The organism is Neorhizobium sp. BETTINA12A (assembly GCF_023006485.1).
Taxonomy (GTDB): domain Bacteria; phylum Pseudomonadota; class Alphaproteobacteria; order Rhizobiales; family Rhizobiaceae; genus Neorhizobium.
The window spans coordinates 1-25592 of the sequence record NZ_JALBGW010000065.1 but is presented as its reverse complement, the minus strand read 5'-3'; the positions used below and the strand labels follow the sequence as shown (position 1 = coordinate 25592).

Annotated in this window: 26 protein-coding genes; 13 read left to right on the top strand and 13 right to left on the bottom strand. The window is 61.2% G+C overall.

Annotated elements, in window-relative coordinates; translation table 11 throughout:
* From secG to MOV61_RS16680, 3 genes are all read right to left on the bottom strand, one after another.
* Positions 1-284: preprotein translocase subunit SecG (gene secG, locus MOV61_RS16690; protein WP_247137377.1), on the bottom strand; the 284-nt coding region annotated here is incomplete at its 3' end.
* A 95-nt stretch (positions 285-379) separates the two neighbouring features.
* The gene (gene tpiA, locus MOV61_RS16685) at positions 380-1150 is read right to left on the bottom strand and encodes a triose-phosphate isomerase (RefSeq protein WP_038543052.1); all 771 of its coding nucleotides are present in this window, start codon (positions 1148-1150) and stop codon (positions 380-382) included.
* Between the two features lie 141 nt (positions 1151-1291).
* The gene (locus tag MOV61_RS16680) at positions 1292-2176 is read right to left on the bottom strand and encodes an alpha/beta hydrolase (RefSeq protein WP_038549210.1); all 885 of its coding nucleotides are present in this window, start codon (positions 2174-2176) and stop codon (positions 1292-1294) included.
* Between the two features lie 195 nt (positions 2177-2371).
* Between MOV61_RS16680 and parE the strand changes: the two genes are divergently transcribed.
* Complete coding sequence (parE, locus tag MOV61_RS16675) at positions 2372-4423, top strand: DNA topoisomerase IV subunit B (protein ID WP_247137376.1); 2052 nt, start codon at positions 2372-2374, stop codon at positions 4421-4423.
* 42 nt (positions 4424-4465) lie between these two features.
* On the opposite strand, the gene MOV61_RS16670 is transcribed toward parE, so the two are convergent.
* The gene (locus tag MOV61_RS16670) at positions 4466-7015 is read right to left on the bottom strand and encodes an HWE histidine kinase domain-containing protein (protein ID WP_247137375.1); all 2550 of its coding nucleotides are present in this window, start codon (positions 7013-7015) and stop codon (positions 4466-4468) included.
* Positions 7016-7266: 251 nt separating this feature from the next.
* On the opposite strand from MOV61_RS16670, the gene MOV61_RS16665 reads away from it, so the two are divergent.
* Both MOV61_RS16665 and MOV61_RS16660 read left to right on the top strand, forming a co-directional pair.
* Positions 7267-8487, top strand: a complete 1221-nt coding sequence (locus MOV61_RS16665) for an AI-2E family transporter (protein ID WP_038543058.1) — start codon at positions 7267-7269, stop codon at positions 8485-8487.
* 134 nt (positions 8488-8621) lie between these two features.
* Complete coding sequence (locus tag MOV61_RS16660; protein WP_038586963.1) at positions 8622-9062, top strand: hypothetical protein; 441 nt, start codon at positions 8622-8624, stop codon at positions 9060-9062.
* Between the two features lie 8 nt (positions 9063-9070).
* Here the strand turns inward: MOV61_RS16660 and MOV61_RS16655 are convergent, their stop codons facing one another.
* Positions 9071-10198, bottom strand: coding sequence for a DUF2336 domain-containing protein (locus MOV61_RS16655; protein ID WP_247137374.1), 1128 nt, complete (start codon positions 10196-10198; stop codon positions 9071-9073).
* A gap of 110 nt (positions 10199-10308) precedes the next feature.
* On the opposite strand from MOV61_RS16655, the gene MOV61_RS16650 reads away from it, so the two are divergent.
* Positions 10309-10965, top strand: coding sequence for a hypothetical protein (locus tag MOV61_RS16650; RefSeq protein ID WP_247137373.1), 657 nt, complete (start codon positions 10309-10311; stop codon positions 10963-10965).
* On the opposite strand, the gene MOV61_RS16645 is transcribed toward MOV61_RS16650, so the two are convergent.
* Together MOV61_RS16645 and MOV61_RS16640 are read right to left on the bottom strand one after the other, a co-directional pair.
* Complete coding sequence (locus MOV61_RS16645; RefSeq protein ID WP_247038250.1) at positions 10955-11575, bottom strand: flavin reductase family protein; 621 nt, start codon at positions 11573-11575, stop codon at positions 10955-10957. The genes MOV61_RS16650 and MOV61_RS16645 overlap by 11 nt on opposite strands.
* Positions 11576-11583: 8 nt before the next feature.
* Positions 11584-12162, bottom strand: a complete 579-nt coding sequence (locus MOV61_RS16640) for a nitroreductase (protein WP_247137372.1) — start codon at positions 12160-12162, stop codon at positions 11584-11586.
* A 107-nt stretch (positions 12163-12269) separates the two neighbouring features.
* Between MOV61_RS16640 and MOV61_RS16635 the strand changes: the two genes are divergently transcribed.
* A complete protein-coding gene (locus MOV61_RS16635) occupies positions 12270-13256 on the top strand; it encodes a hypothetical protein (RefSeq protein WP_408962391.1) in 987 nt (328 codons plus the stop codon).
* 106 nt (positions 13257-13362) lie between these two features.
* Here MOV61_RS16635 and thrS read toward each other — a convergent pair whose 3' ends face one another.
* From thrS to MOV61_RS16615, 4 genes are all read right to left on the bottom strand, one after another.
* Positions 13363-15375, bottom strand: coding sequence for a threonine--tRNA ligase (gene thrS / locus MOV61_RS16630; protein WP_247137370.1), 2013 nt, complete (start codon positions 15373-15375; stop codon positions 13363-13365).
* A gap of 126 nt (positions 15376-15501) precedes the next feature.
* Positions 15502-16026, bottom strand: coding sequence for a DUF1697 domain-containing protein (locus tag MOV61_RS16625; RefSeq protein WP_247137369.1), 525 nt, complete (start codon positions 16024-16026; stop codon positions 15502-15504).
* A 7-nt stretch (positions 16027-16033) separates the two neighbouring features.
* Positions 16034-16411: a membrane protein insertion efficiency factor YidD gene (gene yidD / locus MOV61_RS16620; protein WP_247137368.1), complete on the bottom strand. Its 378-nt coding sequence runs from the start codon at positions 16409-16411 to the stop codon at positions 16034-16036.
* 250 nt (positions 16412-16661) lie between these two features.
* Positions 16662-17108: an iron-sulfur cluster assembly scaffold protein gene (locus MOV61_RS16615; protein WP_247137366.1), complete on the bottom strand. Its 447-nt coding sequence runs from the start codon at positions 17106-17108 to the stop codon at positions 16662-16664.
* A gap of 283 nt (positions 17109-17391) precedes the next feature.
* Here MOV61_RS16615 and folE point away from each other — a divergent pair, with 283 nt between their 5' ends.
* From folE to MOV61_RS16600, 3 genes are all read left to right on the top strand, one after another.
* On the top strand, positions 17392-18006 hold the full coding sequence (folE, locus tag MOV61_RS16610; protein WP_038543080.1) for a GTP cyclohydrolase I FolE: 615 nt from the start codon (positions 17392-17394) through the stop codon (positions 18004-18006).
* Between the two features lie 28 nt (positions 18007-18034).
* A complete protein-coding gene (hisI, locus tag MOV61_RS16605) occupies positions 18035-18496 on the top strand; it encodes a phosphoribosyl-AMP cyclohydrolase (protein WP_247038242.1) in 462 nt (153 codons plus the stop codon).
* A 108-nt stretch (positions 18497-18604) separates the two neighbouring features.
* A complete protein-coding gene (locus MOV61_RS16600; protein WP_038543085.1) occupies positions 18605-19564 on the top strand; it encodes a patatin-like phospholipase family protein in 960 nt (319 codons plus the stop codon).
* 64 nt (positions 19565-19628) lie between these two features.
* Here MOV61_RS16600 and MOV61_RS16595 read toward each other — a convergent pair whose 3' ends face one another.
* Both MOV61_RS16595 and MOV61_RS16590 read right to left on the bottom strand, forming a co-directional pair.
* The gene (locus tag MOV61_RS16595; RefSeq protein ID WP_247038238.1) at positions 19629-20063 is read right to left on the bottom strand and encodes a CBS domain-containing protein; all 435 of its coding nucleotides are present in this window, start codon (positions 20061-20063) and stop codon (positions 19629-19631) included.
* Positions 20064-20191: 128 nt separating this feature from the next.
* Positions 20192-20950 (bottom strand): rhomboid family intramembrane serine protease, encoded by a 759-nt coding sequence (locus MOV61_RS16590; protein ID WP_247038236.1) that lies wholly within the window; start codon positions 20948-20950, stop codon positions 20192-20194.
* A gap of 222 nt (positions 20951-21172) precedes the next feature.
* Here MOV61_RS16590 and MOV61_RS16585 point away from each other — a divergent pair, with 222 nt between their 5' ends.
* The 5 genes from MOV61_RS16585 to MOV61_RS16565 form a co-directional block, all read left to right on the top strand.
* Entirely contained in the window at positions 21173-21739 is a 567-nt protein-coding gene (locus MOV61_RS16585; RefSeq protein ID WP_247137365.1) for a PAS domain-containing protein, read from the top strand.
* A gap of 112 nt (positions 21740-21851) precedes the next feature.
* Positions 21852-22463, top strand: a complete 612-nt coding sequence (locus tag MOV61_RS16580; protein WP_038543091.1) for a PilZ domain-containing protein — start codon at positions 21852-21854, stop codon at positions 22461-22463.
* Positions 22464-23050: 587 nt separating this feature from the next.
* Positions 23051-23617, top strand: coding sequence for a transglutaminase-like cysteine peptidase (locus tag MOV61_RS16575; protein ID WP_051900104.1), 567 nt, complete (start codon positions 23051-23053; stop codon positions 23615-23617).
* A 246-nt stretch (positions 23618-23863) separates the two neighbouring features.
* Positions 23864-24598, top strand: a complete 735-nt coding sequence (locus tag MOV61_RS16570) for a hypothetical protein (protein ID WP_247137364.1) — start codon at positions 23864-23866, stop codon at positions 24596-24598.
* A 278-nt stretch (positions 24599-24876) separates the two neighbouring features.
* Positions 24877-25592, top strand: a 716-nt coding sequence (locus MOV61_RS16565; protein WP_247137378.1) for a D-alanyl-D-alanine carboxypeptidase family protein, incomplete at its 3' end; no start/stop codon positions are given.

The following is a 25592-nucleotide window of genomic DNA, read 5'->3' as shown; positions in this document are numbered from 1 at the left end:
AGAATGCCGCCGCCGGTGCCCTGCTGGCTCTGCGGGATGCGGTTCAGGATGTCGCTCGGGCGGGATTCGTAGCGCGCCAGGATGCCGAGCGCCAGCGAGGTGATGAAGAACAGCGTCGCGAGGATGGCGGTCGTGCGGGTCAGCGCATTGGCGGTGCCGCGTGCCGACATGAAGCCGGAGCCGCCGCCGATGCCAAGCCCGCCGCCTTCGGAGCGCTGGATCAGCACGACGCCGACGAGCGCCAGCACGATCATGAGATGAATGACAATCAGAACGGTCTGCATGAATTAAAGATCCCTGCCCCTCGACGAGGCAATAGAAGAAGATTGGCGGCTCTTTACATGAGGCCTGCGCGCATTCCAAGCCCTTATCAAAAGCTTTAGGCCGTCAGTCCCTCATAGACCCGATAGATGGCGAGAAAATCTTCCGCTTTCAAGCTCGCGCCGCCGATCAGTGCGCCGTCGACATTCTCGACGCCCATCAACTCCCGGGCATTGCCCGGCTTGACCGAACCGCCATAGAGAATGCGCATCAGCCTGCCTTCTTCGCCGAACCGCTGGACGAGTTCTGCCCGCATGAAGGCATGGGCGATTTCGATATCCTTGACGGTCGGCGTCAGTCCGGTGCCGATCGCCCAGATCGGTTCATAGGCGACAACAGTGTTGACGGCGTTTGCCGACAGGGGCAACGAGCCGAAAATCTGGCGTTTCAGGATGTCGAGGGTCTGGTATGCGTCGCGTTCGTCGCCGGTTTCGCCAATGCAGATGATCGCCGTCAGGTCGGCGGCATAGGCCGCCTCCGCCTTGGCCCGGACCAGATGATCGGTTTCCGCGTGGTCGGCGCGGCGTTCGGAATGTCCGACAATCACATAGGTGCCGAAGCAGTCGGCGATCATCTCCGCGGAAATATCGCCGGTATGAGCGCCGCACAGGTTCTGGTGGCAATCCTGGCCGCCGATCTCGAGCGGGCTGTCGGTCGCCAGGGCGGTTGCGACATAAAGGAGCGTTGCCGGTGGGCAGATCAGCGTATCGACCTTTTCCGACAACGGTCCGATCACGCCGTCGGCAATCGTCTTGATTTCAGTCAGGAACTCGCGGGTGCCGTTCATCTTCCAATTTCCGGCAACGAGCGGGCGTACATCAGGCGTCATCGGCAAATATTTCCTCTCCGTTCGGTCCCGACGAGCAAAACCGAAGCCTCCATGTATCAGAAACGTGTTTTTAGCCTATCCTGCATGAATTGGTATGCAAAAGACAGATTTTGGTTCAAGTCTTTGGTTAACGACCGGCGCTCAGTGGCTGGTCAGCAGAAAATTCAGGACCTTTCGCCAATCGACCATCCGGATCGGCGTGCCGTGGCTGCCGGTCGCAAACAGCGTGAACCGGGTCGGGTAACGTGCTGCCTTCAGCTTGCGATAGACCGCTTCCTGATCCTCGGACCTGTAGACGCTGTCGCTGCCGCCATGCGCGAAATAAATGGGCAGCTTGCGCTTGGCCAGAAGCGATTTCGGCAATTCCGGGTCCGGCGGGCCGCCGAGCAGTGCCACGCCCTTCAGATACCGCACCGCCTGTTTGTCGCGGCTGATGCCCTGGCAGATGAACCCGCCCATCGACGCGCAGGCGAGGATCACCGGCCGCCCGGCCGACTGGTCGAACGCGTAGCGGATCAGCGCCGCGATATCGGTGACGCCATTGTCGTCGAACGAGGTGACGCTCGGCGAATAATAGGTGCCGCCATTGCCGGTGGCGAGGTTCTTCAGGCGGTTGAAATTGCCGCCGAACGTATAGTCGTTGACACCGAGCCGGCGGTCACCGCCGCGGCCGTGGATGAAGATCACGGTGAAGGCGGCTCCGTCCGCCTGTCCCACCCTGGTGACATCGAGCCGGCGCCCGGCGAGGGCCAGCGTCTCATTCTGCTGATAGCGCCTGACACCCAGCGAAACATACTCGTCCTTGACGCGCCGTTCCGGCTCGCGATCGCGGCCGTTGATATCGCGCATTTCCTGGTAGTCGATCACCTCATTGGCTCCGCCGTCTGAGGATTGCAACACCTTCATCTGGGAAAAGAGTTCATCCTTGAAAGGCTTTATCGGCCCCTCCTGCGCCCCCGCCGGCGCGGCGGCAAGAGTTGCCAGCACAGCAAGAAACGTGCCGAAAACGAAATGAACTGTGGACATGCTTTGTTTCATCCGGTTCCTTCAGCCTCGCAAGCTTGCCATGGCCCGATCGGCGCAGCATTGGTGAAAAACGACCGTTTCCATGCGGCATCGCGAAAAAGCCGGGTTTCTGGCAGAATCGCGAGTGATTCGAAACAGCACGAGATGGGTATGGCTTCCTCTTCCGCACCCCGACAGGTAGTACCGACGCAGCCAATGGATGACAATAATGACCTTTTTGCCGATTTGCCGGTGACAGCCAAGGCAGTTGCCGCCGAACCCACGCCCGCCGTCAAGGCCGAGCCCTCGACACCGCGCCCGGCGCCGACCACCCTGTCCGGCGACGACTACGGCGCCTCCTCGATCCGCGTGCTCGAAGGCCTGGAACCGGTGCGCATGCGTCCCGGCATGTATATCGGCGGCACCGACGAAAAGGCGATGCACCACCTCTTCGCCGAAGTCATCGACAATTCGATGGACGAAGCGGTTGCAGGCCATGCGGACTTCATCGACGTGCATCTCGACGCCGAGGGTTTCCTGACGGTCACCGACAACGGCCGCGGCATCCCGGTCGAGAATCACCCCCAGGTTCCGGGCAAGTCTACGCTCGAAGTGATCATGACCAAGCTGCATGCGGGCGGTAAGTTCGACGGCAAGGCCTATGAGACATCAGGCGGTCTACACGGCGTCGGCGTTTCCGTTGTCAACGCGCTGTCCGACCTTCTCGAGGTGGAGGTCGCCCGCAATCGCAAACTCTATCGCCAGCGCTTTTCGCGCGGCATGCCGCAGGGCGGCCTGGAAGAACTCGGCGACGTCCATAACCGCCGCGGCACCCGGGTACGCTTCCATCCCGATCCGCAGATTTTCGGTGATCATGCGAAATTCGATGCCGGTCGCATCTTCCGCATGGCGCGCTCAAAAGCCTATCTGTTCGGCGGCGTCGAAATCCGCTGGAGCTGCGATCCAGGAATGGTGCCTGCCGGCGGCGACATTCCCGAAAAGGCGGTCTTCCACTTCCCTGGCGGCCTGAAGGACTATCTTTCCGCTACGCTCGGCAAAGATTTCACCGTCACCCGCGAAATCTTCGCCGGCCGCACCGAAAAGACCGGCGGCCACGGCGCCATGGAATGGGCGATCACCTGGTATGGCGGCGATCCCGAGCTGCATTCCTATTGCAACACCATCCCGACCCCCGAAGGCGGCACGCATGAGGCGGGTCTGCGCATCGCGCTGACCAAGGGCCTCAAGAACTATGCGGATCTGACCCAGAACAAGCGCGCAAAGGAAATCACCACCGACGACGTGATGATCTCCGCGGTCGGCATGCTTTCGGTCTTCATCCGCGAGCCGGAATTCGTCGGCCAGACCAAGGACAAGCTCGCAACCGTCGAAGCCCAGCGCATCGTCGAAAACATCCTGCGCGATCCTTTTGACCACTATCTCGCCGGCAATCCGGCCGAGGCCGCAAAACTGCTCGAATGGGTGATCGAGCGCGCCGAAGAGCGCCTGCGCCGCCGCAAGGAAAAGGAAGTCAACCGCAAGACTGCAGTGCGCAAGCTGCGCCTGCCCGGCAAGCTCGCCGACTGCTCGCAGAACACCGCTGAAGGTGCCGAACTCTTCATCGTCGAAGGTGATTCGGCAGGAGGATCGGCCAAGCAGGGCCGCAACCGCGCCAATCAGGCCATCCTGCCTTTGCGTGGAAAGATCCTCAACGTCGGCAGCGCCAGCCGTGAAAAGCTGTCCGCCAACCAGCAGATCGCCGATCTCATCCAGGCGCTCGGCTGCGGCACCCGCACCAAATACCGCGAGGAAGACCTCCGCTACGAACGCATCATCATCATGACCGATGCCGATGTCGACGGCGCCCATATCGCTTCGCTGCTGATCACCTTCTTCTACCAGGAAATGCCGGAGCTGATCCGCGGCAACCATCTCTATCTGGCGGTGCCGCCGCTCTACGTGCTGCGCCAGGGCGGCAAGACCGTCTATGCCCGCGACGATGCCCACCGGGCGGAGCTGATGGAAACGGTGTTCAAGGGCAAGAAGGTCGAGATCGGCCGCTTCAAAGGGCTCGGCGAGATGATGGCGGCGCAGCTGAAGGAAACCACGATGGATCCTGCCCATCGCACGCTGCTGCGCATCTCGATCGACGACGTGGATTTCGAAGGCACCCGCGAGGCCGTCGACAACCTGATGGGCACCAAGGCTGATGCCCGCTTCCGCTTCATCCAGGAGCGTGCCGCATTTGCGGAAAACCTCGATATCTAAGCCGGATTTCCGGCTTGGATATCTCCGGCTTCGCCATGACGGTCATCTCCGTTCCCTGAGCACTTTGGTAACGGCGCTGATCAGTGCGGCCGCCTCATAGGGCTTGCGTACGACCGGTGCCGAGAAGCTTGCCGGGATGATCGCCTTGTCGCTATAGCCGGTTGCGAAAATGAACGGAATATTCCGGCGGATCAGTTCCTCGGCAATCGGCAGCGATGTGCCGGAGCCGAGATTGACGTCGAGGATCGCCACATCAAACCGGATGTCCTCAAGCTTGCGGAAGGCGTCGGCAGCCGAGGGCGTCGTCGTCACTTTGTCGATGCCATGGTCGGCGAGCATTGCTTCCACGTCCGCCGCAATCAGCATCTGGTCTTCTACCAGCAGGAATTCGAGGTCCTGAAGCCGCGGAGCAACGGCGTCGTGGCTGACGACGCTGCCGCTCTCCCCGGCTTCCACGTCCGCCAACTCCTCATCGCCATGGATGTGTTTCGACGGCACCACGAAACGCGCCCTCACCCCTTCGGGCGGATATTCGATCTTCGCCTCACCCTCGAGCTCGTAGGGCACGCTGCGGGTGATCAGGACGCTGCCGAACCCGGCCCGGGACGGGGGGCTTACCAACGGCCCGCCATTTTCGGTCCAGACAAGTTCGCAATCGTTGTTGGCAAGCCGCCGCCACTCGATATCCAACCGCCCGCCGTTGACGGAGAGCGAGCCGTATTTGGCCGCATTGGTCGACATCTCGTGCAATACCAGCGCCATGACCGAAAACGCACGGCTGTCGAGCCAGACGCGCGGCCCCTTGAGTGTGACGCTGCGCGTTCCCTCGCTATAAGGCTTCAGCTCAGCTTCGAGAAGATCGGACAGCCCGCCGCCGTCGCCGCCGCGCACCACCTGGTCGTGGGCAAAGGCGAGCGCTTGGATGCGTCCCTTGAGCGAGCCGATATAATCCTTGAGGCTGACTTCGGCATCGACCGAATGCCCGACCAGCGCCTTGATCACCGAAAGAATGTTCTTGACCCGGTGGTTGAGCTCCTCGTTCAGCATCCGCTGACGCACGTCCGCCTTACCGCGCTCGTCGGCCAGCAGTTCGTTGTGGTGGAGGACCACCTCGACCAACACGGCTCGGATCGCATCGGCGATCTCACGGTCACTATCGCTCCAGGGCTGGGCTTGCAGATGCACCATCTCCCTCCAGATCGCGAAACTCTTGCGGGGTGTCAGGCGGTCTCCGAGGGGGCCCGTTTCATAGGATTTCTCAGGATTGCCGGCCCAATTGACCGTCTGCACCATTTCGCGGCGGAAGAAGAACAGGTAGTCGCGGGGTCGCTGGGAAAGCGGGATGGCCAGCACGCCGCAGACCATGTCGGGAGAGATGCGAATTTCCGGAAGATCCGTGGAGAGCTGAAAGCTGGACCAGATCTTGCCGCCTGCAACGCCGCCGACAAAATCGGCAAGCTCGGCAATCCGGTCCTGCGGCGGCACGGCGCCTTCCCCGGTCAACACGCCGCCGAGCCACAGGCCTACGCCATCACAGGCCAGCATCTGGCCGAACTCTGCGAGCGAACTGCGCAGCAGCGCGGTGATATCCGCATGATGGGAGGCGGCCTGCAGGAAGCGGTCGAGCGACCGCCGAGCCTGGCCGGCAGTCTCCATGAGCTGTCGCTGCTTCAATGCACTCAGATGCAGCGAGAAAAATTCTCCAAAAGTCTCCGCCGCCACACGCTGCGGCATCGAGAGTACTTTTGGAGAATAGTGGTGGCAGGCGATCAGGCCCCACAGCTCGTTATCCACCACGACGGAGATCGACATCGACGCGGCGACCCCCATGTTGCGCAGATACTCGCAATGGATCGGCGAAACGCTGCGCAAATGTGCGAAGGACAGATCGAGCGCCTCGCCTGCCTCGTCGGTTTCCGGCACGATCGGGATGCGCGGATTGCCGGCGTCGGAGATCACCCGGATAGTGTTCTTCACGTAAAGCGCCCGGGCCTGTTTCGGAATGTCGCCCGCCGGGAAATACTGGCCCTTGAAGCTTTCGAGGTCGCGTCTCTTGTATTCGCTGACGACCTTTCCGGCACCATCCTCTTCGAAACGATAGATCATCACCCGGTCGTAGCCGAGCATGGCATAGATCAGCCGCACCGAGCTTTCGATCAGCCGGTCGAGGCTGGCGACGTTGCGGATGCGGCTGATCAGCATGCGCGCCACTTCGAGCGGCTGGTCGGAATCGGTCGAGGCCGGTTCGAACTCCAAGATCACCTTGGACTCGAAACGATGGATCGAAACGTCGAAAGCGGCACCCGAGGCAAACTTGAGGCCGTGCCGAAGCGCCGGCCGCGCCGGATTGTCGGACGTGGCGAGCGCATTGCGCAATGTGTGGGCCGCCTCCCCGCCGACGATATCCTCCAGCCGTTGGCCGTTAATCTCTCCCGTGATCGCAAGCATGTCCGCCACGTTGGCTGAATGCTGCATGACGACGGATCCGGCGGCGTCGCAGGCGATAAGGCATCCATGAGGTTGAATGCTGCCGGGGATATGGATCGGCTCTCGGTCGCAATTGGTAAGATCGACCGTATCCCTGTAAGGCATATTACAAGTCCCTGAAGGCAGTCCGGCCAATAGATGGGACAGCAGACGCTTGGGCATTCCATCGAGGCTGGGAAAACTTCATCAAGAAGGTTTGTTCCGTACTTCCGGCTTTGTCGGAAGTGATTTCATATTTCTATCGCATCTGCCGTCTAGGGCAAGGAGTAAGCTTCCTTTTAATGGATGACGCATTAGTCTTGTACCAGGCAGCCTCATAAGCCATATGATGGTGAAAATGAAAAAAAGGAAATGCGGTGAGCGGAAATAACGATCGCAAAGGCCCGAAAGAGCCGCGTTGGCTTGGGCCAGTTGCACCGAGCAGGGTCGCGCTGATCCCGCCGATCTCGGCTGCTCGCTGGCTTCTCGTGCTCGTCGCCGCCGCAGGCATCTATTTCTTCCACGGCTTCCTGGTCCCCGTTCTGGCCGCCCTGGTGATCGGCTTTGCAAGCTGGCCGCTCTACCGCGAGCTCTTGCGCCGTACAGGTGGCAACACGACGATCGCCGCCTCGCTCGCCATTATCTTCATCCTGGCCTTCCTCATCGTGCCGATCGGCATCGCCATCTCCTACACGATCGGCGAAGTGCGCCAGTGGATCATCTGGGCCGCCGAAGTGAACCGTTTCGGCGCGCCGCCCCCAGCCTGGATCACCGGCCTTCCCTGGGTCGGCGAATGGCTCGGCATCCAATGGGTCCAGCATGTCGGCTCGCCCGGTGCGGTCGGCGAACTGATCCAGATCGTCTCGGGCGCCAATATCGGTAATATCTACCGGGCCATCGTAGCCGCCGGCGACGGCGCTTTCCATCTGGTCCTGACACTGCTTTTCATGCTGATCGCGCTGTTCTTCGTCTATCGCGACGGCGGTTCCTTCAGCGAGCAGATCGATCTTCTCGGCGAGCGCATCCTGCCGACCCGCTGGGAGCGTATCTCGCGCGTCGTTCCAAGGACGATCAGCTCCACCGTGACCGGCCAGACGCTGATTGCGATCGGCGAAGGCATCGTGCTCGGCATCGCCTACTGGATCGCGGGCGTCCCCTCGCCCGTCACGCTCGGCGTTTTGACCGGCCTGATGGCGCTTATCCCGGGCGGCGCGCCGCTGTCGTTCTCGCTGATATCGTTCTATCTTGTCGCCAATGGCGCCTACTTCGCCGGCGGCGGTCTTTTCCTCTGGGGCACGGTCGAACTCTTCATCGTCGACAAAACGCTGCGGCCTCGCCTAGTCGGCGGCCCGATCAAGCTTCCCTTCCTGCCGACATTCTTCGGTCTCGTCGGCGGCGTCAGCACCATGGGCTTCCTCGGCCTGTTCATCGGCCCGGTCCTGATGGCGCTGCTCGTGTCGATCTGGCGCGAATGGATTCGCGAAGTGAAGATGGCCGAAGTGACCGAGGCTGAAACCGTCGAGATGCCCAAGGGGCCGGCGACATCTCCGGAGCTTCCCCCAGATCTTCCCGTCGTCAGGAAAGTCTCTTCTCCATGAAGATGCTGAATGAAGATGCTGAGCGGATCGGTCCGGTAATCTCCGAACGGCCCGATATGGCGGATCCGTTGAAGCTGCCTTGGTCGGGCCAAGATTGCTCGCTTTAAGTCGCTCACCATATTTCGGGGAACGCCATGAATTCCGCACTGATTGTCATGACCATTCTCGGCTGCAACGACGCCGGGACGGACTGCCATTATATCGCGACCGCAGAAAACCGCTGGCCGAGCATCGAGATGTGCAATTCGGTATCGGAACAACAGCTCTCCGGTTATGCCAACCAGGCCTACCCGATGCTCATCGCCGTCTGCCAGAAACCGGAAGCGACGGAGATCGCCAAGGCGCCGGTGCCGCAGTCGCGACCGGAGACCACGATGCCCGCACCATCGGCAGAGCCAGCCGCTACGCCTGCTCCGGAGCCGGTGACGCAACAGGAGAAGGAAACGCTTGCGGGTCGCGCCATCCAGCGGGTCAAGACCGTGCTGCCGACCACCGAAGGCGTGAAAACGCTGATGACCAGCCCGGTACGGCTGGTCGAGAATGGCTATTCCTGGGTTGCCAAGAAATTCCGATAAGCTGGCGGTTACGCCGCCAGCGACACGCCGCTGGCATAAGACCGCGCGCTGAGCCGGACCTCCAGCCTATGCAGCTTCTCGATCATGTCGAGAAGTTCGCCGATCGGCGAAAGCTGCATGTTCGGCCGCTGGAATTTCTCGAGCAACATGCCGGCGATATTGTCGAGCGTCCCGTCTGCTGCCGCCTTCCGCCAGAGGAAGACCGCTTCGACGAAGACAGCTGCGATATCCCGCCCGAGGCCCGAAGCTTCGAAAAGCGCCCGCACCGCATGCATACGGCCCGCCGCGAGAATAGCTCTCACGCGGCGGTCGTCGAGCCCGGAGAGCGAGACCATTGCGCCGGCGAAGAAATCGACCTTGCCGCTGCAGAGCGCGTGGATCAGGAAGGCAGGCGTCAGCCGTCCGGCCGTGCGCAAATGTTCGACCAGGCCGGGGATTTCTTCCTGCAGCACGGTGCCGGCAATGGCGACGGCCGCAGCCTCGCCTGCTTCTCGGGTCATGTGCTCGATCCGGGCCGGCGCCATGATGGTTCGCACCAGTCCGGAGCCGGCAAGTGCCGCGGTAATGTGGTTGACGAGCATGTGGCGGGCATCCGCCGGCAGCGCATCGCGTTCCAGCAGCAGGTTGCGGATCTGGCAGCACTGCCCGAACCGTTCCGCGATCCGCCTGAGCGAAATCCGGGTGATCGAAGCGGTCTCGTTTTCCAGCAGAAGGGTGACTTCGCATTCGTCGCCGATCTCGGCGATCGCGGCGGCGATCCCGCGCGAAAGGTTCGGCCTTGCGGCGATCATCGCACGGGTCAGGCTGTCGCTGCGCCCGGCAAGATCGACGAGATCGCTTTCGGTAAGGACGGGCGAACAGGCGATGACCGTACAGGCGATCTCCGGCTGATCCTCGGCAAGGCAGACGATGACGGCACGCGGCGCATCGGGGGAGCCCGCCAGAGCCTCCGCAAGCGCCAGGCGCACATGCGGCGACGGGTCGTCGAGCAGATAGGTCATCGCAAGGGCTGCGGCGCGACGCTGATCGCTGCCCATTGGCGAGTGGAGATAGGCCCGGCCGAGAGCATTGGCCGCCTTTGCCCTCTCGCCCGTTCTTGCTGTTTCAGCCCAACGAAGAAATGCCTGTACGATCACACTCGGCCTCGACTACACATGCCAGTTCGGATCCGGCTGGCTTGATAAGTCACGCTAGTGGCAAAAAGTTTAAGATTGGTTCACCACGTTCCTTAACCATGGCGAAGTCCTTGAAAATACGCTCCTGGCTTGTCGTCGACCCCTCCGCGGAGGCCGCAACCGTCCGTTCGGCAGGTGCGGACGCGATCGTTGTCGACCTGACCGCCCCGCCCGAGTCGTGGGATGCAGCGACGAGTCTAGAGCGCCAGTGGGCTGACCTGGCACCGGCCGGACAGCTTGCGTTCCTTCTGCCGGCTTTCTCTTTTGGAAGAACGGAGGCCGCCGTCGCGCTCGCCAGCCAGTGTCGCGCCGCCTCGGTCATTCTGTCCGGCGCCCGCAGCGGGGCCGAAGTCCAGAGGCTAGATATGGCTCTGCGGGTGGCGGAAATCCGCGCAGGATTGGCACCGGGCAGGACGCAGATCGTTGCGCTTGCCGATGCCGCCGGCATCCTTGCCGCCCCGAGCTTCGAGCACTGCAGTCGCCGCTTGGTGGCCCTTGGCTGGGAAGGTGGTTATAAGCCCTTCTCCGATACCGCGCGTATCGCGGCTGCAACCATCGCGCTTGCCGCCGCCGCCGCCGGCATAACGGCCGTCGATGCCGTCTCGCCGGCTGGGGACGCGGCGGCTTTTCTGTCTGAATGCGAAAGAGCAAGAGCGAACGGCTTCTCCGCCAAGCTCTGCCGCAGCCCTGATCAAGTTGCGATCGTCAATCGGATTTTCAGCGTCTAGGCTCGGCGCCTGCCGGCCGGATCATTTCGAACACGTCCGCGCCGCCGTCGGCAAAATCACGATAACCCATGCGGGCGATCGGCCGGGCAAGTCCCATGTCGATCCGTCCGCCCCGCAGGATCTCCTCGCTGATATGGATGCCGACCACCTGGCCGAAAACCATGTAGGCCTCGGCGCCCTGGCCGTCCAACCCCACCGGCTGGATCACCTGCGTGACGCGGCATTCCAGCACCGTATAGGCTTCCGCGACGTAAGGCGCATCGACGAGTTCCGCCATCTTGGCGGTCAGCCCCGCCACCTCGAATTCGCTGACGCCGTAAGGCACCGCTTCCGACGAGGCGTTCATCTTCTCCGCCAGATGTCGGCTTGCGAGGCTCGCGGTGAAGACACCGGTTTCCTCGGCGTTCTTCAGGCTGTGCTTTCGGCCGCTGGAGGAAAACATCACCAGTTTTGGGCTGTCGGAAATGGCGTTGAAGAAGGAGTAGGGTGACAGGTTCATCGATCCGTCCCTGCCCTTCGTACCGATCCAGCCGATCGGGCGGGGCGCGACGATCGCCTTGAAAGGGTCGTGCTTCAGTCCATGCTGGTTGGTATCGGTCGTGTAGAACATCGAAAACCCTATTCGCCGGCGTAGGTGACGATCTGCGACAGTTCCGGCCGCGGGCGGTCCGGCGTCGCAAAATCGCTCGAGCCGATATGGATGAAGCCGGCAATTTTTTCGCCCGGCTTCAAACCGAGGAGCGCCAGCGCCTCGTCGTCATAGGCGACCCATTCCGTACGCCAGTTGGCGACGTAGCCATGGGCGTTTGCGGCCATCAGCATGTTGAAGCAGACGGCGCCGGCAGAAAGCACCTGTTCCCATTCGGGGATCTTTGGATGCGGTGCCGCAGTGCTGACTATGGCGACGACCAGCGGCGCGCGGGTGAAGCGCGCCAGTTCCGCCTCTCTGGCGGCATCGGTCATCTCGGGCATCTTCTTGAGTGACAGGGCGAGGAACTGTTCGCCGAGCCTGCTGCGCACGTCGCCGCGATACACGATGACGCGCCAGGGCGCGAGCTTGCCATGATCCGGAACGCGGGTGGCCAAGGTCAGAATCACCTCCAATTCCTCCCGCGACGGGCCAGGCTCCTTGAACTGTGCTACTGGCGTGGAATGCCTTTCGCGCAGAAAATCGATGAGTTTAACGTCATTTTGCATGGTCAAAGCTTTCATTTGGAGCTGGCGCGGTGGGAAGGTCTTGAAATTGCCTTGTCATTGGTCTCAAGTGCCGTCTCGGAAAACAAGAGTCAACCGGTAGACAACAGATGGCAGGCACTTCCCTTGCGGCACGCTGGTTCCTCGCCGGAGCGATGGCTCTCGGCCCGGCTTTCGGCGCATTCGCTCAGGAAGACGCCTTCAAGAATTTCCGCACGCCGGACAGCACCGGCAAGATGCCGAAGCTCAACGCTTTCTCGGCTCTGCCGGGCGGTCCGTCCGGTATTCTCTCAAAAGACGTGCAGTTCGATGCCAAGCTGACGTCCGACGGCCAGCCGATGCAGGAAGGCCTGACCTGGCGCGTTTTCAGCCCGATCGCCGGTGACGACGGCAAATTGCCGCTGGTGGCCAGTTCCGAAGGCGGCTCCGCGTCATTCCAGCTCGCCCCCGGCGATTATTTCGTCAATTGCGCGTTCGGCCGCGCCGGGGTCACCAAGAAACTGAAAGTCCCCGAAAACGGCAATGTGCCGAAACAGACTCTGGTGCTCGACGCCGGCGGTTTTGTTCTCAATGCGGTTGCCGGTACCGACCAGCGCATCCCGCCGAAGGAACTGAGCTTTTCGGTCTATTCTGCCGAAGTGCGCGACAATGGCGACCGGGCGCTGGTGATGTCGGACGTCAAGCCGAATACGGTCGTGCGTCTGAATGCCGGCACCTATCACGTCGTCTCGGAATATGGGGACGTCAATGCGGTGGTTCGGGCCGACATCCAGGTGGAGGCCGGCAAGCTCACCCAGGCGGTACTGCAGCACCGCGCCGCGCAGATCACCCTGAAGCTCGTTTCTCAAAAAGGCGGTGAAGCGATCGCCGATACGGCCTGGTCGGTACTGACCGCCGCCGGCGACGTCGTCAACGAAAGCGTCAGCGCTTTTTCCACGATGGTCTTGTCGGAAGGCGAGTATCTCGCCGTCGCCCGCAACAAGACCAAGATCTATCAGCGCTCGTTCACCGTCAAAGCCGGACAAAATACCGAGGTCGAAGTGCTGATGCGCGATACACCTCAGGTGGCCGGCGGGGTCACCAGCGACCGGAATTGACAGGTCCAGGCAGGCTTCTCCAGCCGACAGATCAGTCCCCAGAAGGCCCGTCGATATAGCCGAGTTCTGACAGCGCCCGCCGTTCGGCAGGCGCTGTCATTATCGGTCAGGCCGCGGCCTTCTTCTTGTTCTTCGCTTCAAGGCGGCGCAACACATCCGGCGGCGTTGCTTCGAGGGTCAGCGAAGAGATCGCTTCGTCGAGCGTCATCGAGGTCTGCGTCTGCGAGCCGAGGCGGCGGATGTTCACCGAACGCTCCTCGGCTTCCTTTTTGCCGCAGACGATGATCACCGGCACCTTGGTGACCGAGTGCTCGCGGATCTTGTAGTTGATCTTCTCGTTGCGGAAATCTGTCTCGACGACCATTCCCGCCTCGCGCAGAGCTTCTGCGACTTCACGGCCGTAATCGTCCGCGTCCGAGGTGATCGTCGCCACCACCACCTGCATCGGCGCGAACCAGAGCGGCATGTGGCCCGCAAAGTTCTCGATCAGGATGCCGAGGAACCGTTCCATCGAACCGCAGATGGCGCGATGAATCATCACCGGCTGGGTCTTTTCCGAGTTCTGATCGATATAGAAGGCGCCGAACCGTTCCGGCAGGTTGAAGTCCACCTGCGTCGTGCCGCACTGCCATTCGCGGCCGATCGCGTCCTTCAGCGTATATTCGAACTTCGGACCGTAGAACGCGCCCTCGCCCGGCAGGATGCCGGTCTTGATGCGGCCTTCCGACTGCGCCTCGATCGTCTTCAGAACATCGAGCATGACGGATTCGGCACGATCCCAAAGCGCGTCGGTGCCGACACGCTTGTCCGGCCGGGTCGATAGCTTGACCACGACTTCCTTGAAGCCGAAATCCTCGTAGACCGACAGGATCAGGTCGTTGATCCGCAGGCATTCGGCGGCCATCTGCTCGTCTGTGCAGAAGACATGCGCATCGTCCTGGGTGAAGCCGCGTACGCGCATCAGCCCGTGCAGCGCGCCGGAAGCTTCATAGCGATGCACAAGGCCGAATTCTGCAAGCCGGATAGGCAGTTCGCGGTAAGACTTCAGACCATGCTTGAAGATCTGCACGTGTCCCGGGCAGTTCATCGGTTTCAGCGCGAAAATGCGGTTGTCCGCTTCCTTGTCTTCCGGATGCGTGAAGGCATAGGCAGACTTCACCGCGAACATGTTCTCCTGGTACCAGCCCCAGTGGCCCGACGTCTCCCAGAGCGAGGCATCGAGAACCTGCGGCGCGTTGACTTCCTCATAGGTGCCGGCAAGCCGGCGACGCATATAGGCGGTCAGCGTCTGGAACATGCGCCAGCCCTTGCCGTGCCAGAACACCACGCCCGGACCTTCTTCCTGGAAATGGAAGAGGTCCATTTCCCGGCCGAGCTTGCGGTGGTCGCGCTTTTCGGCTTCGGCCAGCACGTGCAGGTACTGGTCGAGTTCTTCCTGCGTCGCCCAGGCGGTGCCGTAGATGCGGGTCAGCATGGCGTTGTTCGAATCGCCGCGCCAATAGGCACCGGCAACCTTCATCAGCTTGAAGGCCGTGCCGATCTGGCCGGTCGAGGCCATATGCGGACCTCGGCAGAGGTCGAACCAGTCGCCTTGATAATAGATCTTGAGATCCTGGTCTTCCGGGATCGCATCGATCAGCTCGACCTTGTAGCCTTCGCCCTTGGCTGCGAAGACTTCGCGGGCCTTCTCGCGAGACCAGACCTGCTTGGTGAACGGTTTGTTGCGGCCGATGATTTCCTTCATCTTCGCCTCGATCTTCGGCAGATCGTCGGGCGTGAAAGGCGCGTTGCGGGCGAAATCGTAATAGAATCCGTTCTCGATCACCGGGCCGATGGTGACTTGCGTGCCGGGCCAAAGCTCCTGTACGGCCTCCGCCATCACGTGGGCGGCGTCGTGGCGGATAAGTTCCAGCGCTCGGGCGTCGGTGCGGGTGACGATCTCGATCTTTCCGTCGGTCACCGGCTCGGCAAGGTCCTGCACGGTGCCATTGATGGTGACGGCGACAGCCTTCTTGACGAGCGACTTGGAAATGCTCTCGGCAACGTCACGGCCGGTCGTGCCGGCGTCGAAAACGCGGACGGAGCCATCGGGAAATGTAAGGGAAACGGATTGGGACATGTCTTTCTCCTGTCCAGTCCCGCCAACGAATGCGGGTGGTGTTGGAATAAATGGCGGTTCGCCCTTGGGGCGCAGCCGGCGTGGCTGATAAATGCTTTTGGCGTTTTAGTAAAGGCGAGCGGCTGCTCAGCCGATCATTTCGGCAATCCCGGCGACCGTGTTGGCATTGCGGATCGTGCCGATGCCGAGCTTCTTGGCGGTCATCGCCGAAAGCAGCCGCGTCTCGCTGGCCTTGCCGCCGAAATCGACCCAGAGATTGCCGTCGACGATGGAAATCTTCTCCTCGCCGCGGTGGCGCTCGAGCAGGTCCAGGACACTTTCGTCGAGCGGCTTTCGCATCACCCGCACGCCGACCTCGGAACCTTCTCCCGACGGAAAGGGATTGCCGGCCGCGAGCTTCAGCCAATCGGCACCGGTCCTTGCGATGATATCGACATGTTTGCCGAACCGCTTCTCGAAGGCGGTCTCCAGTCTCTGCTCGATGTCGCCGATCGATGACCTGCCGGTTTCGAAGACGAGATTGCCGGTCGAAACCAGGGTCCGGCAATTCCGGTAGCCGAGATCCTCCGCCATGGCGCGCAGGTCCGCCATCACGACCCGCTTGCCGCCGCCGAGAACGATGCTGTGAAGCAGCGCGATATAGGTGATCATCGGTTCCTCACGGAGGCGATACCGGTTCGGAATGACGGCGCCAGTATCTCCACGGCGTCCACCAATGCTGCCGCCATTCGAGCGCTTCCGGCACCGGGTCGAGGCCGCTTGTACCGCCCGGCCCGCAGCGCGCCACCCGAAACAGCGTCATCCATCCGCCCGGCCACAGCCCATGCCGCGCCACCGCCTCATATCCATATTCCGAACAGGTCGGAATATGCCGGCAGGAATTGCCGATGAAGCCGGACAGTGTCAGCTGGTAGAAGCGGATCAGACCCATGCCGAACAGCCGGCCGGGTGTTTTCCGGAACGATCCGGACCAGTTGCGGGAGCGGCCTGCCTTCGCCTGGGGTTCGGAGTGCTGACAGTCTGGGGCGCCGCACATCAGGGGTGAACCGCGGTTGATGGCAGGACGTCACTTAGGGCGTGCCGATCCAGCCCCCCTCTGGCCTGCCGGCCATCTCCCCCTCGAGGGGGGAGATCGACTCGTGGCGCTGTTTGCACCTCATTGGAAACGGCACACGTCGCCGAGCGCGAAACATCCGAGAATAAGCGAAGACGGTCCCCCATCCGATCTCCCCCCTTGAGGGGGAGATGTCCGGTAGGGCAGAGGGGGGTATCCCGGGACGCCATCGTCATCCGACCGTTGCCAGCTGCCTTGCCTCGATCTGGTCGATCGCATCGACTACCGCCTCGAAGGTCAGCATGGTGGAGGGATGGCGGGCCCTGTAGTCCTTGACAGGCTTCAGGTAGCGCATTTCCTCGAAACGGCCGTCCGGCCCCTCGCCGTCTTCTTTCAGCATGGCGAGCATGTCCTGGCGCGCCTTGCGGATCTCAGCGGTCGTTGCGCCGATCACGTGCCGGGCCATGATCGAGGACGAGGCTTGGCCGAGTGCGCAGGCGCGGACCTCGTGGGCGAAATCGGTGACCCGGTCGCCGTCCATCTTCAGGTGCACCCGCACCTTCGAGCCGCACAGCTTGGAATGTTTTTCGGAACTCGCATCCGCATCGGGCAGAGTGCCGGCATGGGTGATATTGCCGGCGAATTCGAGAATCTTGCTGTTATAGATGTCGTCCATCAAGGCTCGCTTTGAGTCCGGCCGTCGCTCGTTGAACACTGTGTCACGTCAGGCGGACTACCATAAAAGGGTTCCTGCCATTATATGTGATGTCCGGGCAAGATCATCAAGAAAGGATGTTTTCACGAAATCCTACCGAAAACGGAATAGGATATCTTGTAAAAATGTTCGCCGAAGGTCAGATAACCCCGGATTGCCCAAAAATCAGCCGCCGATGCCTAGCAGCTGATCAGTCCGTGAGTAACGCCAGTCGGATGCGGCCTTGAACCGCATCAGGAGACGATAAATGGATGCCATTGTGAAGAATTTCCCGGCTTCGAAAGAGAAGCAGGTCCGCCCCTCGCAGCAGGAGGCTGAGGAAGCCGTGCGCGTTCTCTTGCGCTGGGCAGGTGACGATCCGGCCCGCGAAGGCCTGCTCGACACCCCGAAGCGCGTCGCCGCCTCCTATAGCGAGCTGTTTTCCGGTTACGAACAGTCGCCGGAAGACGTGCTTGGACGTACTTTCGAGGAAGTCTCGGGTTATGACGATATCGTGCTGGTGCGCGACATCCCGTTCTTCTCCCATTGCGAACACCATATGCTGCCGATTATCGGCAAGGCGCATGTCGCCTATCTGCCGAACGGCCGGGTCCTCGGTCTTTCGAAGATCGCCCGCGTCGTCGAGATCTTCGGTCGCCGTCTGCAGACGCAGGAAAACATGACGGCGCAGATCGCCAATGCGATCGAGGAAACTTTAAAGCCGCGCGGCGTCGCCGTGATGATCGAGGCCGAGCACCTGTGCATGGAAATGCGCGGCGTGCAGAAGCAGGGCTCGCACACGATGACGACGACGTTTACCGGCGAGTTCAAGGCGAACGCCGCCGAACAGGCCCGTTTCTTCACGCTGGCCCGCAACCGCTGATCGGCGGTTTTCCGGGCGGAGTCTCCTGATGACGCTTTCTTTCGACCAGCCTTCCGTCGACAAGACGGAACTCGAAGGCGCCGGCGCCTTCACGCCCCGCTTCGATCAGAACGGTCTCGTCACCGCCGTCGTCACCGATGTCCGTGACGGTGAGTTGCTGATGGTCGCGCATATGGATGCCGAGGCGCTGGCGCTGACGGTGGAGACCGGCATCGCCCATTATTACAGCCGTTCGCGTGCCAAAATCTGGAAGAAGGGCGAATCCTCCGGCAACCTGCAGACCGTCCATGAACTGCGCACCGATTGTGATCAGGACGCCGTCTGGCTCAAGGTCTCGGTCGCCGGACACGACGCTACATGCCATACCGGCCGTCGCTCCTGTTTCTATCGGGTTGTTACCCAAAGTGATGGTAGGGCGGTTCTTGAAATCACCGACAATCAGCGTCATTTTGATCCAAACGTCGTCTATTCCGATCAAGGAACCATTTAGGCATTTGCCTCGTTTTTTGGCGTGTCTCGACTGAATAAACGATTTCGAAACCTGTCGATGCGTTAATCGTCAGACCGGGGTTTGTTCAGCTGTGGAGGATTTTTGTCGATGCTGAACTGGAGTTGGAACCGTCACGATCCGCTTGCGGCATCTGCCGAAGGCGACGAAACGAAAATCCTCGAACCCACCCCTCCTCCCATCGTTGAAGCCCCCAAAAAAGCAAAGCTTGCCCTCGCTCTCGGCGGCGGTGCCGCGCGCGGATGGGCTCATATCGGCGTCCTCAGGGCTCTCGACGAGGCCGGCATCGAAGTCGGCATGATCGCTGGCACCTCGATTGGCGCTCTGGTCGGCGGATGTTACCTCGCCGGCAAGCTCGACGAACTCGAAACCTTCGCCCGCTCGCTGACCATGCGCCGCATTGCCGGCCTGCTGGACCTGACGATCGGCGGCGGCGGCCTCCTCGGCGGCATGCGGCTGACCAAGCGGATGCAGGAACATCTCGAAGGCCTGTCGATCGAGGATCTCGACCGCCCGTTTGTATCGGTTGCGACCGAACTCCATACCGGGCACGAAGTGTGGATCTCCAGTGGCTCGCTGATCACCGGGCTTCGCGCCTCCTACGCACTGCCTGGCATTTTCGAACCGGTGAAATGCAACAACCGGACGCTCGTCGACGGCGCTTTGGTCAATCCGGTGCCGACCTCCGTCTGCCGCGCCTACGAACAGCCGCTCGTGGTCGCCGTCAACCTGAACTACGAGATTTTCGGCCGCTCGGCGGTCGTCAAGCACAATGCCAGCGTCCAGCCGATCGATGACGGGCGCAAGAAACCCGAGGACATCCGTGTCGGTCTGACCGGCACCATGGTGCAGGCCTTCAACATCATCCAGGAACGCATTTCCCGCGCACGCCTGGCGGGCGATCCTCCGGATCTGGCGCTGCATCCGCGTCTTGCCGATATCGGCCTGTCCGAATTCCACCGCGCCGGCGAAGCGATCGACCGCGGTTATACGGAGACCATGGCGCAGATCTCTGCGCTGAAGCGCATGCAGGAAGTTTTCGCCCGCTAAGCGGGGGATGCCTCGTCACGAGGTGGTACAGCCCCGCCCTTGGGCGAGGCTTAGCCGAAAGCGATCAGCCGGCAATATAGGCCTTGATCTGTTCGGCCTCGAGTTCAATCTCGCGAATGCGTGACTTGACCACGTCGCCGATCGAAATGATGCCAGCGAGCTTTCCGTCCTGCTCGACGGGTACGTGGCGGAAACGGCCGCTGCTCATCATCCCCATCAGTTCATCGACGGTCGTGTCATCCTTGCAGCGTTGCACCGCGGTGGTCATTGCCGACTTTACCGGTTGGTCGAGCACGCTTGCGCCTTTGCCGGCGATGGCGCGCACCAGGTCGCGTTCCGTAAAGATGCCGGCGATGCGGCCTTCCATGCCGGTTACCACGACGGCGCCGATCTTCTTGTCGTTGAGAATCCCGGCGACTTCGAGCAGCGTCTTGTCGGGGTCGACGGTGACTACGTCACGACCCTTTGCATCCAACATGTTCTTGACGATTATTGCCATGGCTCTCTCCTCCCAACCGGCTCGGCCTGGACGTCGCCCATTCCCGAGAAGCAAAGCGCCCGGGTGGAGGAACCGTCCCTGCACGTGCACAGAAGTGTAGAGCGATGCCGGAAAGAGATCAAGAAAGATCAAGGTTGCGTGATGGGCATGACGCTGGGCGGCAGGGGATCGAAAAGGTCAAACAGCAGGAAACCGAACAGGAAGCCGCCGATATGCGCATCCCAGGCGATCGGTCCCATATCCGCACCGAACAACGTCACCCCGAAGGCGATCAGCAGGTTGCCGACGAACCACATGGCGGTGAAGATGACGACGGTGCGGTTGCGGAACGAGCCGAGGATAGACTGGCGCGGATAGAGATGGCCATGGGTCCGATCATAACCTCGGCGTTCCGGGAAGGCGAAGCGGCAGGCCGCTCCCATCAAAGCCGAGACGACGCCTGACGCACCGATCAGCAGCGTCTCGTCCCCCCAGTTGAGCGTTGCATGGAAGAAGGCGGCAGCCACCGCCGAGAGAACCCAGAAGATCACGTAGCGCAGAGTGCCGATCCGCCGCACCACCGGTGCCCCGAAGGCCATCAGCCACAATCCGTTGAAAAGAATATGCTCGATGCTGCCGTGCAGCAGCGAATACGTGACCGGCGTCCACGCCCAGGCAAGTCCCTGCTCGCTGAGCGGATAGACGTAGCGCAGCGGCGTAAACGCCAAGTTCACCACCATGGTGGCGCGCGTGTCCTCGTCCAGCAGATATTCCTGCACAATGTAGATGACTGCAAGCAAAGCCAGCGTCACGACGAGGCTCCGCGGAAGATTGAAGATCGGCTGCGAACGCTCGCCGCCGTCATCCGTCTCGCGCTGCTCGTCAGCCATATCCGGCCCGTCGTTCATGCCAGTTCCTTCTGTCTTCTCGTCCCCTATCGGATGGGTCCGACAGCCATATAGGAGCGACTGTTCAAAGGAAAGCGCGGGCAGGATCACGGTCGCGCGGGTGCCGTGATCGGTGGCAAATCCTTAACCATGATGCCCTCGCCGTGGCATGGTTTTCGCTGCGTGAGGAGGATCGGCCGTCCATGAAGCGCGGCCTGTATCGAAATATGACAGGTAAGATGGATGCGCAATCAGGCAACCAGGGCAATCTTCGACTACTGGATCAATCTCAAACGCGACGGGATGGCTCCCCTCAAGACCGAGATCGACCCGACCGCTCTGCGTCATCTTCTCCCGCATCTTTTCATGGCCGCCATGGACCCGGCCGGCACGCTGGCGTTCCGCCTGGCGGGAACCCGCATCTGTGAGCTGTTCGACCGTGAGTTTCGCGGCAAGCCGTTCGCGGACGTCTGGCAGGAGACCGATCACCGGCAGCCGGTGGAGATCGCCCACGGCGTCATTCACTCCCAGCAGCCGTCACTCCTGGATGTCCGTGCCTCGAATAGCCACATCCGCCACGCCTATGAAATGCTGCTTCTGCCAATCCGATCGGTGGAGGCGGCGCCAAGCGATCGGATTTTTGGTGCTCTTCTGCCGGTGGTTTCTCCTTACCCCGTAACGGCAACGCCGGCCATTTTTCTGACGCTCGAGAACTGGACGTTCCTGACCGGCGGCGGTTCACATTTCGGTGTGCCGGTCACGGGCGATCGCCGCAGTTTCTCCCACACACCCGGCCGCAGCCCGTCTTGAGGGAAACATCCCATCGCAGCACACGCGGCTGACGGTCCCTGCCAAAACCTTCTGTTAACCGCGGCGCGCTAATACTCTTAACGATAGACTTAGAAGAGAAAAGCTCTCTCAAATGTATTCTTTTCAGCCATCTCATACTCCATCGACATCCAGCGTTCCCGCACAGCGTTCCTTTCAGCGCGTGTCCGTCAGTATTCCAGGACGGTTGATGCTGGCGACGCATGAGGAATTTCCTTGCGACGTCGTCGACATGTCGCCGGGCGACGTCAGCTTCGCCTGCGTCGGCCGGCCGCTCGTCGGCGAACGCGTCATCGCCTATCTCGATCATATCGGCCGTCTCGAAGGCATGGTCATCAGCCTGTCGAGCACCGGTTTCGTGATGTCGATCAACGCGACGGACCGCAAGCGCGAGAAACTGGCCGCCCAGCTTACATGGATCGCCAACAAGCACGAACTCGGCCTGCCCGAAGATCGTCGCCATGATCGCCTGGCGCCGCGCAACACCCGCTCCGAGATCACGCTCGACGACGGCCGGCGTTATGCCTGTCGCATCGTGGACCTTTCGCTGTCCGGCGCGGCGATCGATATCGACATCCGCCCCGCGCTCGGCACGCCTGTCCGGCTCGGCAACATGCGCGGCCGCGTCGTACGCCACTTCATGGAAGGCGTGGCGATCGAGTTCAATTCGGTCCAGTCACGCGATACGCTGACCGAATTCCTTTAAAAAGGCTCTCACGACGGCAATCCAGAAGCGCCCCATCCGGGCGCTTTTTTGTTGCGTGCCCTATCCTTTGCGTCCTGTTTCATTGCGGGACGGGCCAGGAAAAAGCCGCCTGTCTGTGCCGAAATGAACTTTCTTCAAAAAAAATGTGCCCTTTCGGCACTTTTTTCGAGCCCGAAAACCGGCCTCGATCAGCCTGATTTGGTCATGACGCAACGCAATGCGGTACCTTACCTTCCCTGTTTGCAACGGCCAATCGTCGTCATTGCGGGATTTCCGACGCTCAGTGGGCTGCTCCGCGGATTTCAAAAACTCCTTTATTCACGGATAGATAGCGGGAAAGCTCCGAGGAGCCAGGCGCTCGATAATCGGCATTTTACGAAAATTATCGGCAAATTCGGCTCGAATTTTGTGAAAGTTCGAGATGTATTTGATGTGTGTTTTAGGCGAATTGAATTCAAATAAGATATTGATTTTACTGCGAGATTTTGCGGTCGATCAAACCCTGTCTGGCAGTGTTCTCCTCACAACGGGGAGACATAAAAATGAAATACCGCAAGGGACTGGGCCTCGCCACCATCACCGCCGTCATGGCGATCTTTACCGCCGGAAGTTCTTTCGGCATGCCGGCCAACACGGTGCGCGTTCTCGGCCAGGCCAATCCGCCGCTCGGCCACTATGAATTCTGCAAGACCTATGTGAGCGAATGCGCCGCGACCTACAAGGACGCCGGCCCGCTCGCACTAACCGAAGACAAGTGGCGCACGCTTCTCGACGTCAACTACACGGTCAATTCCTCGATCACGCCGATGACGGATCAGGAAATTTATGGCGTCGAAGAGCGCTGGGCCTATCCCCGTACCGTCGGCGACTGCGAAGATTTCGTGCTTCTGAAGCGCAAGATGCTGATGGCGAAAGGTTTCTCGCCGTCCGACCTGCTGATCACCGTCGTGCTGCAACCGAACGGCGAAGGTCATGCGGTGCTGACCGTCCGCACCGATCGCGGCGACTTCGTGCTCGACAACATGCGCAACAAGGTCATGATCTGGTCGGATACCGAATACACCTTCCTGAAGCGCCAGGCGAACGACGATCCCGCCCGCTGGGTCAAGCTGCAGGATGGCCGCGCCACCGCCGTCGGCTCCGTCGGCCAGTAATCTCTCGCCTACCCATCGACGAAAAAGACCACGGCGATCCGAGTCGCGGTCAATGTGCAGGACTGAAGGTGGGCGCCGAAGGGATTACTGGGAGGCTGTCACCATCCCGGATCAAGCTTTATTTACGAAGCGTTAATCATAACGATCCAGACTGCTGCCAAATCGCTTGGCCGCGTTCGTATCCGCGTTCTGTCCCATTCCGGCGCTGGCGAATTACCTCTCGAATGAGAACATGGAGCGCGCGTCATGGCAGGTCCAGCCCGGAACCTCTCGGCTGCAGAAGAAGCGCCGCTCCTCTCCAACCGTTTCGTCTACCGGCTGGCGGCCGTCATCGCGGTCCTTGCTCTGTTGACGGCTGCGATCAGTGTCAGTGGCCATTGGTTCGGGCAGCGCATCGCGCTTGCCGGCCATACCGACAGCCGGGAAGAATTCCCGATCCAGATCGGCCAGGACAAGCTCAAGCTTCCAGCCAACACGATTCGCTTCCGCGACCAGCGTCAGGCCGGCGTTACCGAGCGCGTCGACCTCTATCTCACCTGGCCGGAACTCGAAGGTTATAGCCCAGGCCTGCGGTCGCGCTTCGATGATGTCGCTCAGTCTTCCTCGTTGATTTTCCTCCAATTATCCCAGAGCACCATGTCGCGCGACATGTCCGGCCGGCTGGAGCCGATCTATTCCAAACTGTTCGATGGCGCGCCGCAGCAGGCCGCCTTCGGACTGACCCTTCACCGGCTGCGCGCCGATTCAGGTTATGGCAGCGAGGTGGTTCTAACTGGCCAGGTCGGCGGCGCCCCGGATTACGCCGTGCGCTGCGTGCTGCCTGCCCCCGGCGACAAAGCCACCAGCGGCGACTGCCAGCGGGATATCCACATCGGGCAGGACCTGACGGTGCTCTATCGCTTCTCCAGCGTGCTTTTGCGGGACTGGCAACATATTGATGCCGCAGTTCGCCTCTTTGTCGAAAACCGGCTGGCGAAATAAGCCGCCGCGGACGGGTCGGGTCGAAGCCTGGGATGATGTCTAAAATGCAGCATATCGAGGTAAGCTGCTGTTCATCATAAACCTCTTGGTAACGCTAATCCCCTAGATTGAACGGTAACGGCCGTGGCGGGGGCGCGTCCGGATATTTGACTAATGTGATGCAAGCGATGAGTGCGGCAGTGTCGAAAAAAATGATATCTGCGTCCCTTTCCAAGGGTGATGCGACGGTCCCGGGACGGTTCCTCGGTTTTCTCTTCACGTTGGCTGTGGCGATTTCGATGTTTTCGACGCCTGCTGCTGCCGGTCCGAAATACGCCGGCATCGTCGTTGACGCCAAGACCGGTAAGGTTCTCTATTCCGAGGATCCGGACGGTCTGCGCTATCCCGCGTCGCTCACCAAGATGATGACGCTCTACCTCACCTTCGAAGCGCTTGAAACCGGCCGCATTAGCCTCGACACACAGGTTCCGGTCTCTGCTCACGCTGCAGCCGAGCCACCCTCGAAACTCGGTGTTCGCGCCGGCGGTTCGGTCTCGGTCGATCAGGCCATTCGCGCACTCGTCACCCGCTCCGCCAACGACATGGCCACGGCCCTCGGCGAATTCGTCGGCGGCTCCGAAGAACGCTTCGCCTCATTGATGACCAGTAAGGCGCGCGCACTCGGCATGACCCGCACCACCTACCGCAATGCCAACGGCCTGCCGAACACCGCGCAGATGACGACGGCACGCGATCAGGCCCGGCTCGGCATGGCGTTGCGCCAGCACTTTCCACAGTATTACGGCTACTTCTCGATCCGCAGCTTCAATTTCGGCAAACAGACGATCGGTAACCACAATCGCCTCGTCGGCACGGTCAAGGGTGTCGACGGCATCAAGACCGGTTACACCCGCGCCGCCGGCAGCAACCTTGCGACCTCGGCGCAGCTCGATGGCCGCTCGATCGTTGCCGTCGTGCTCGGCAGCCGCTCCAGTGCTGCCCGTGACGCGACGAT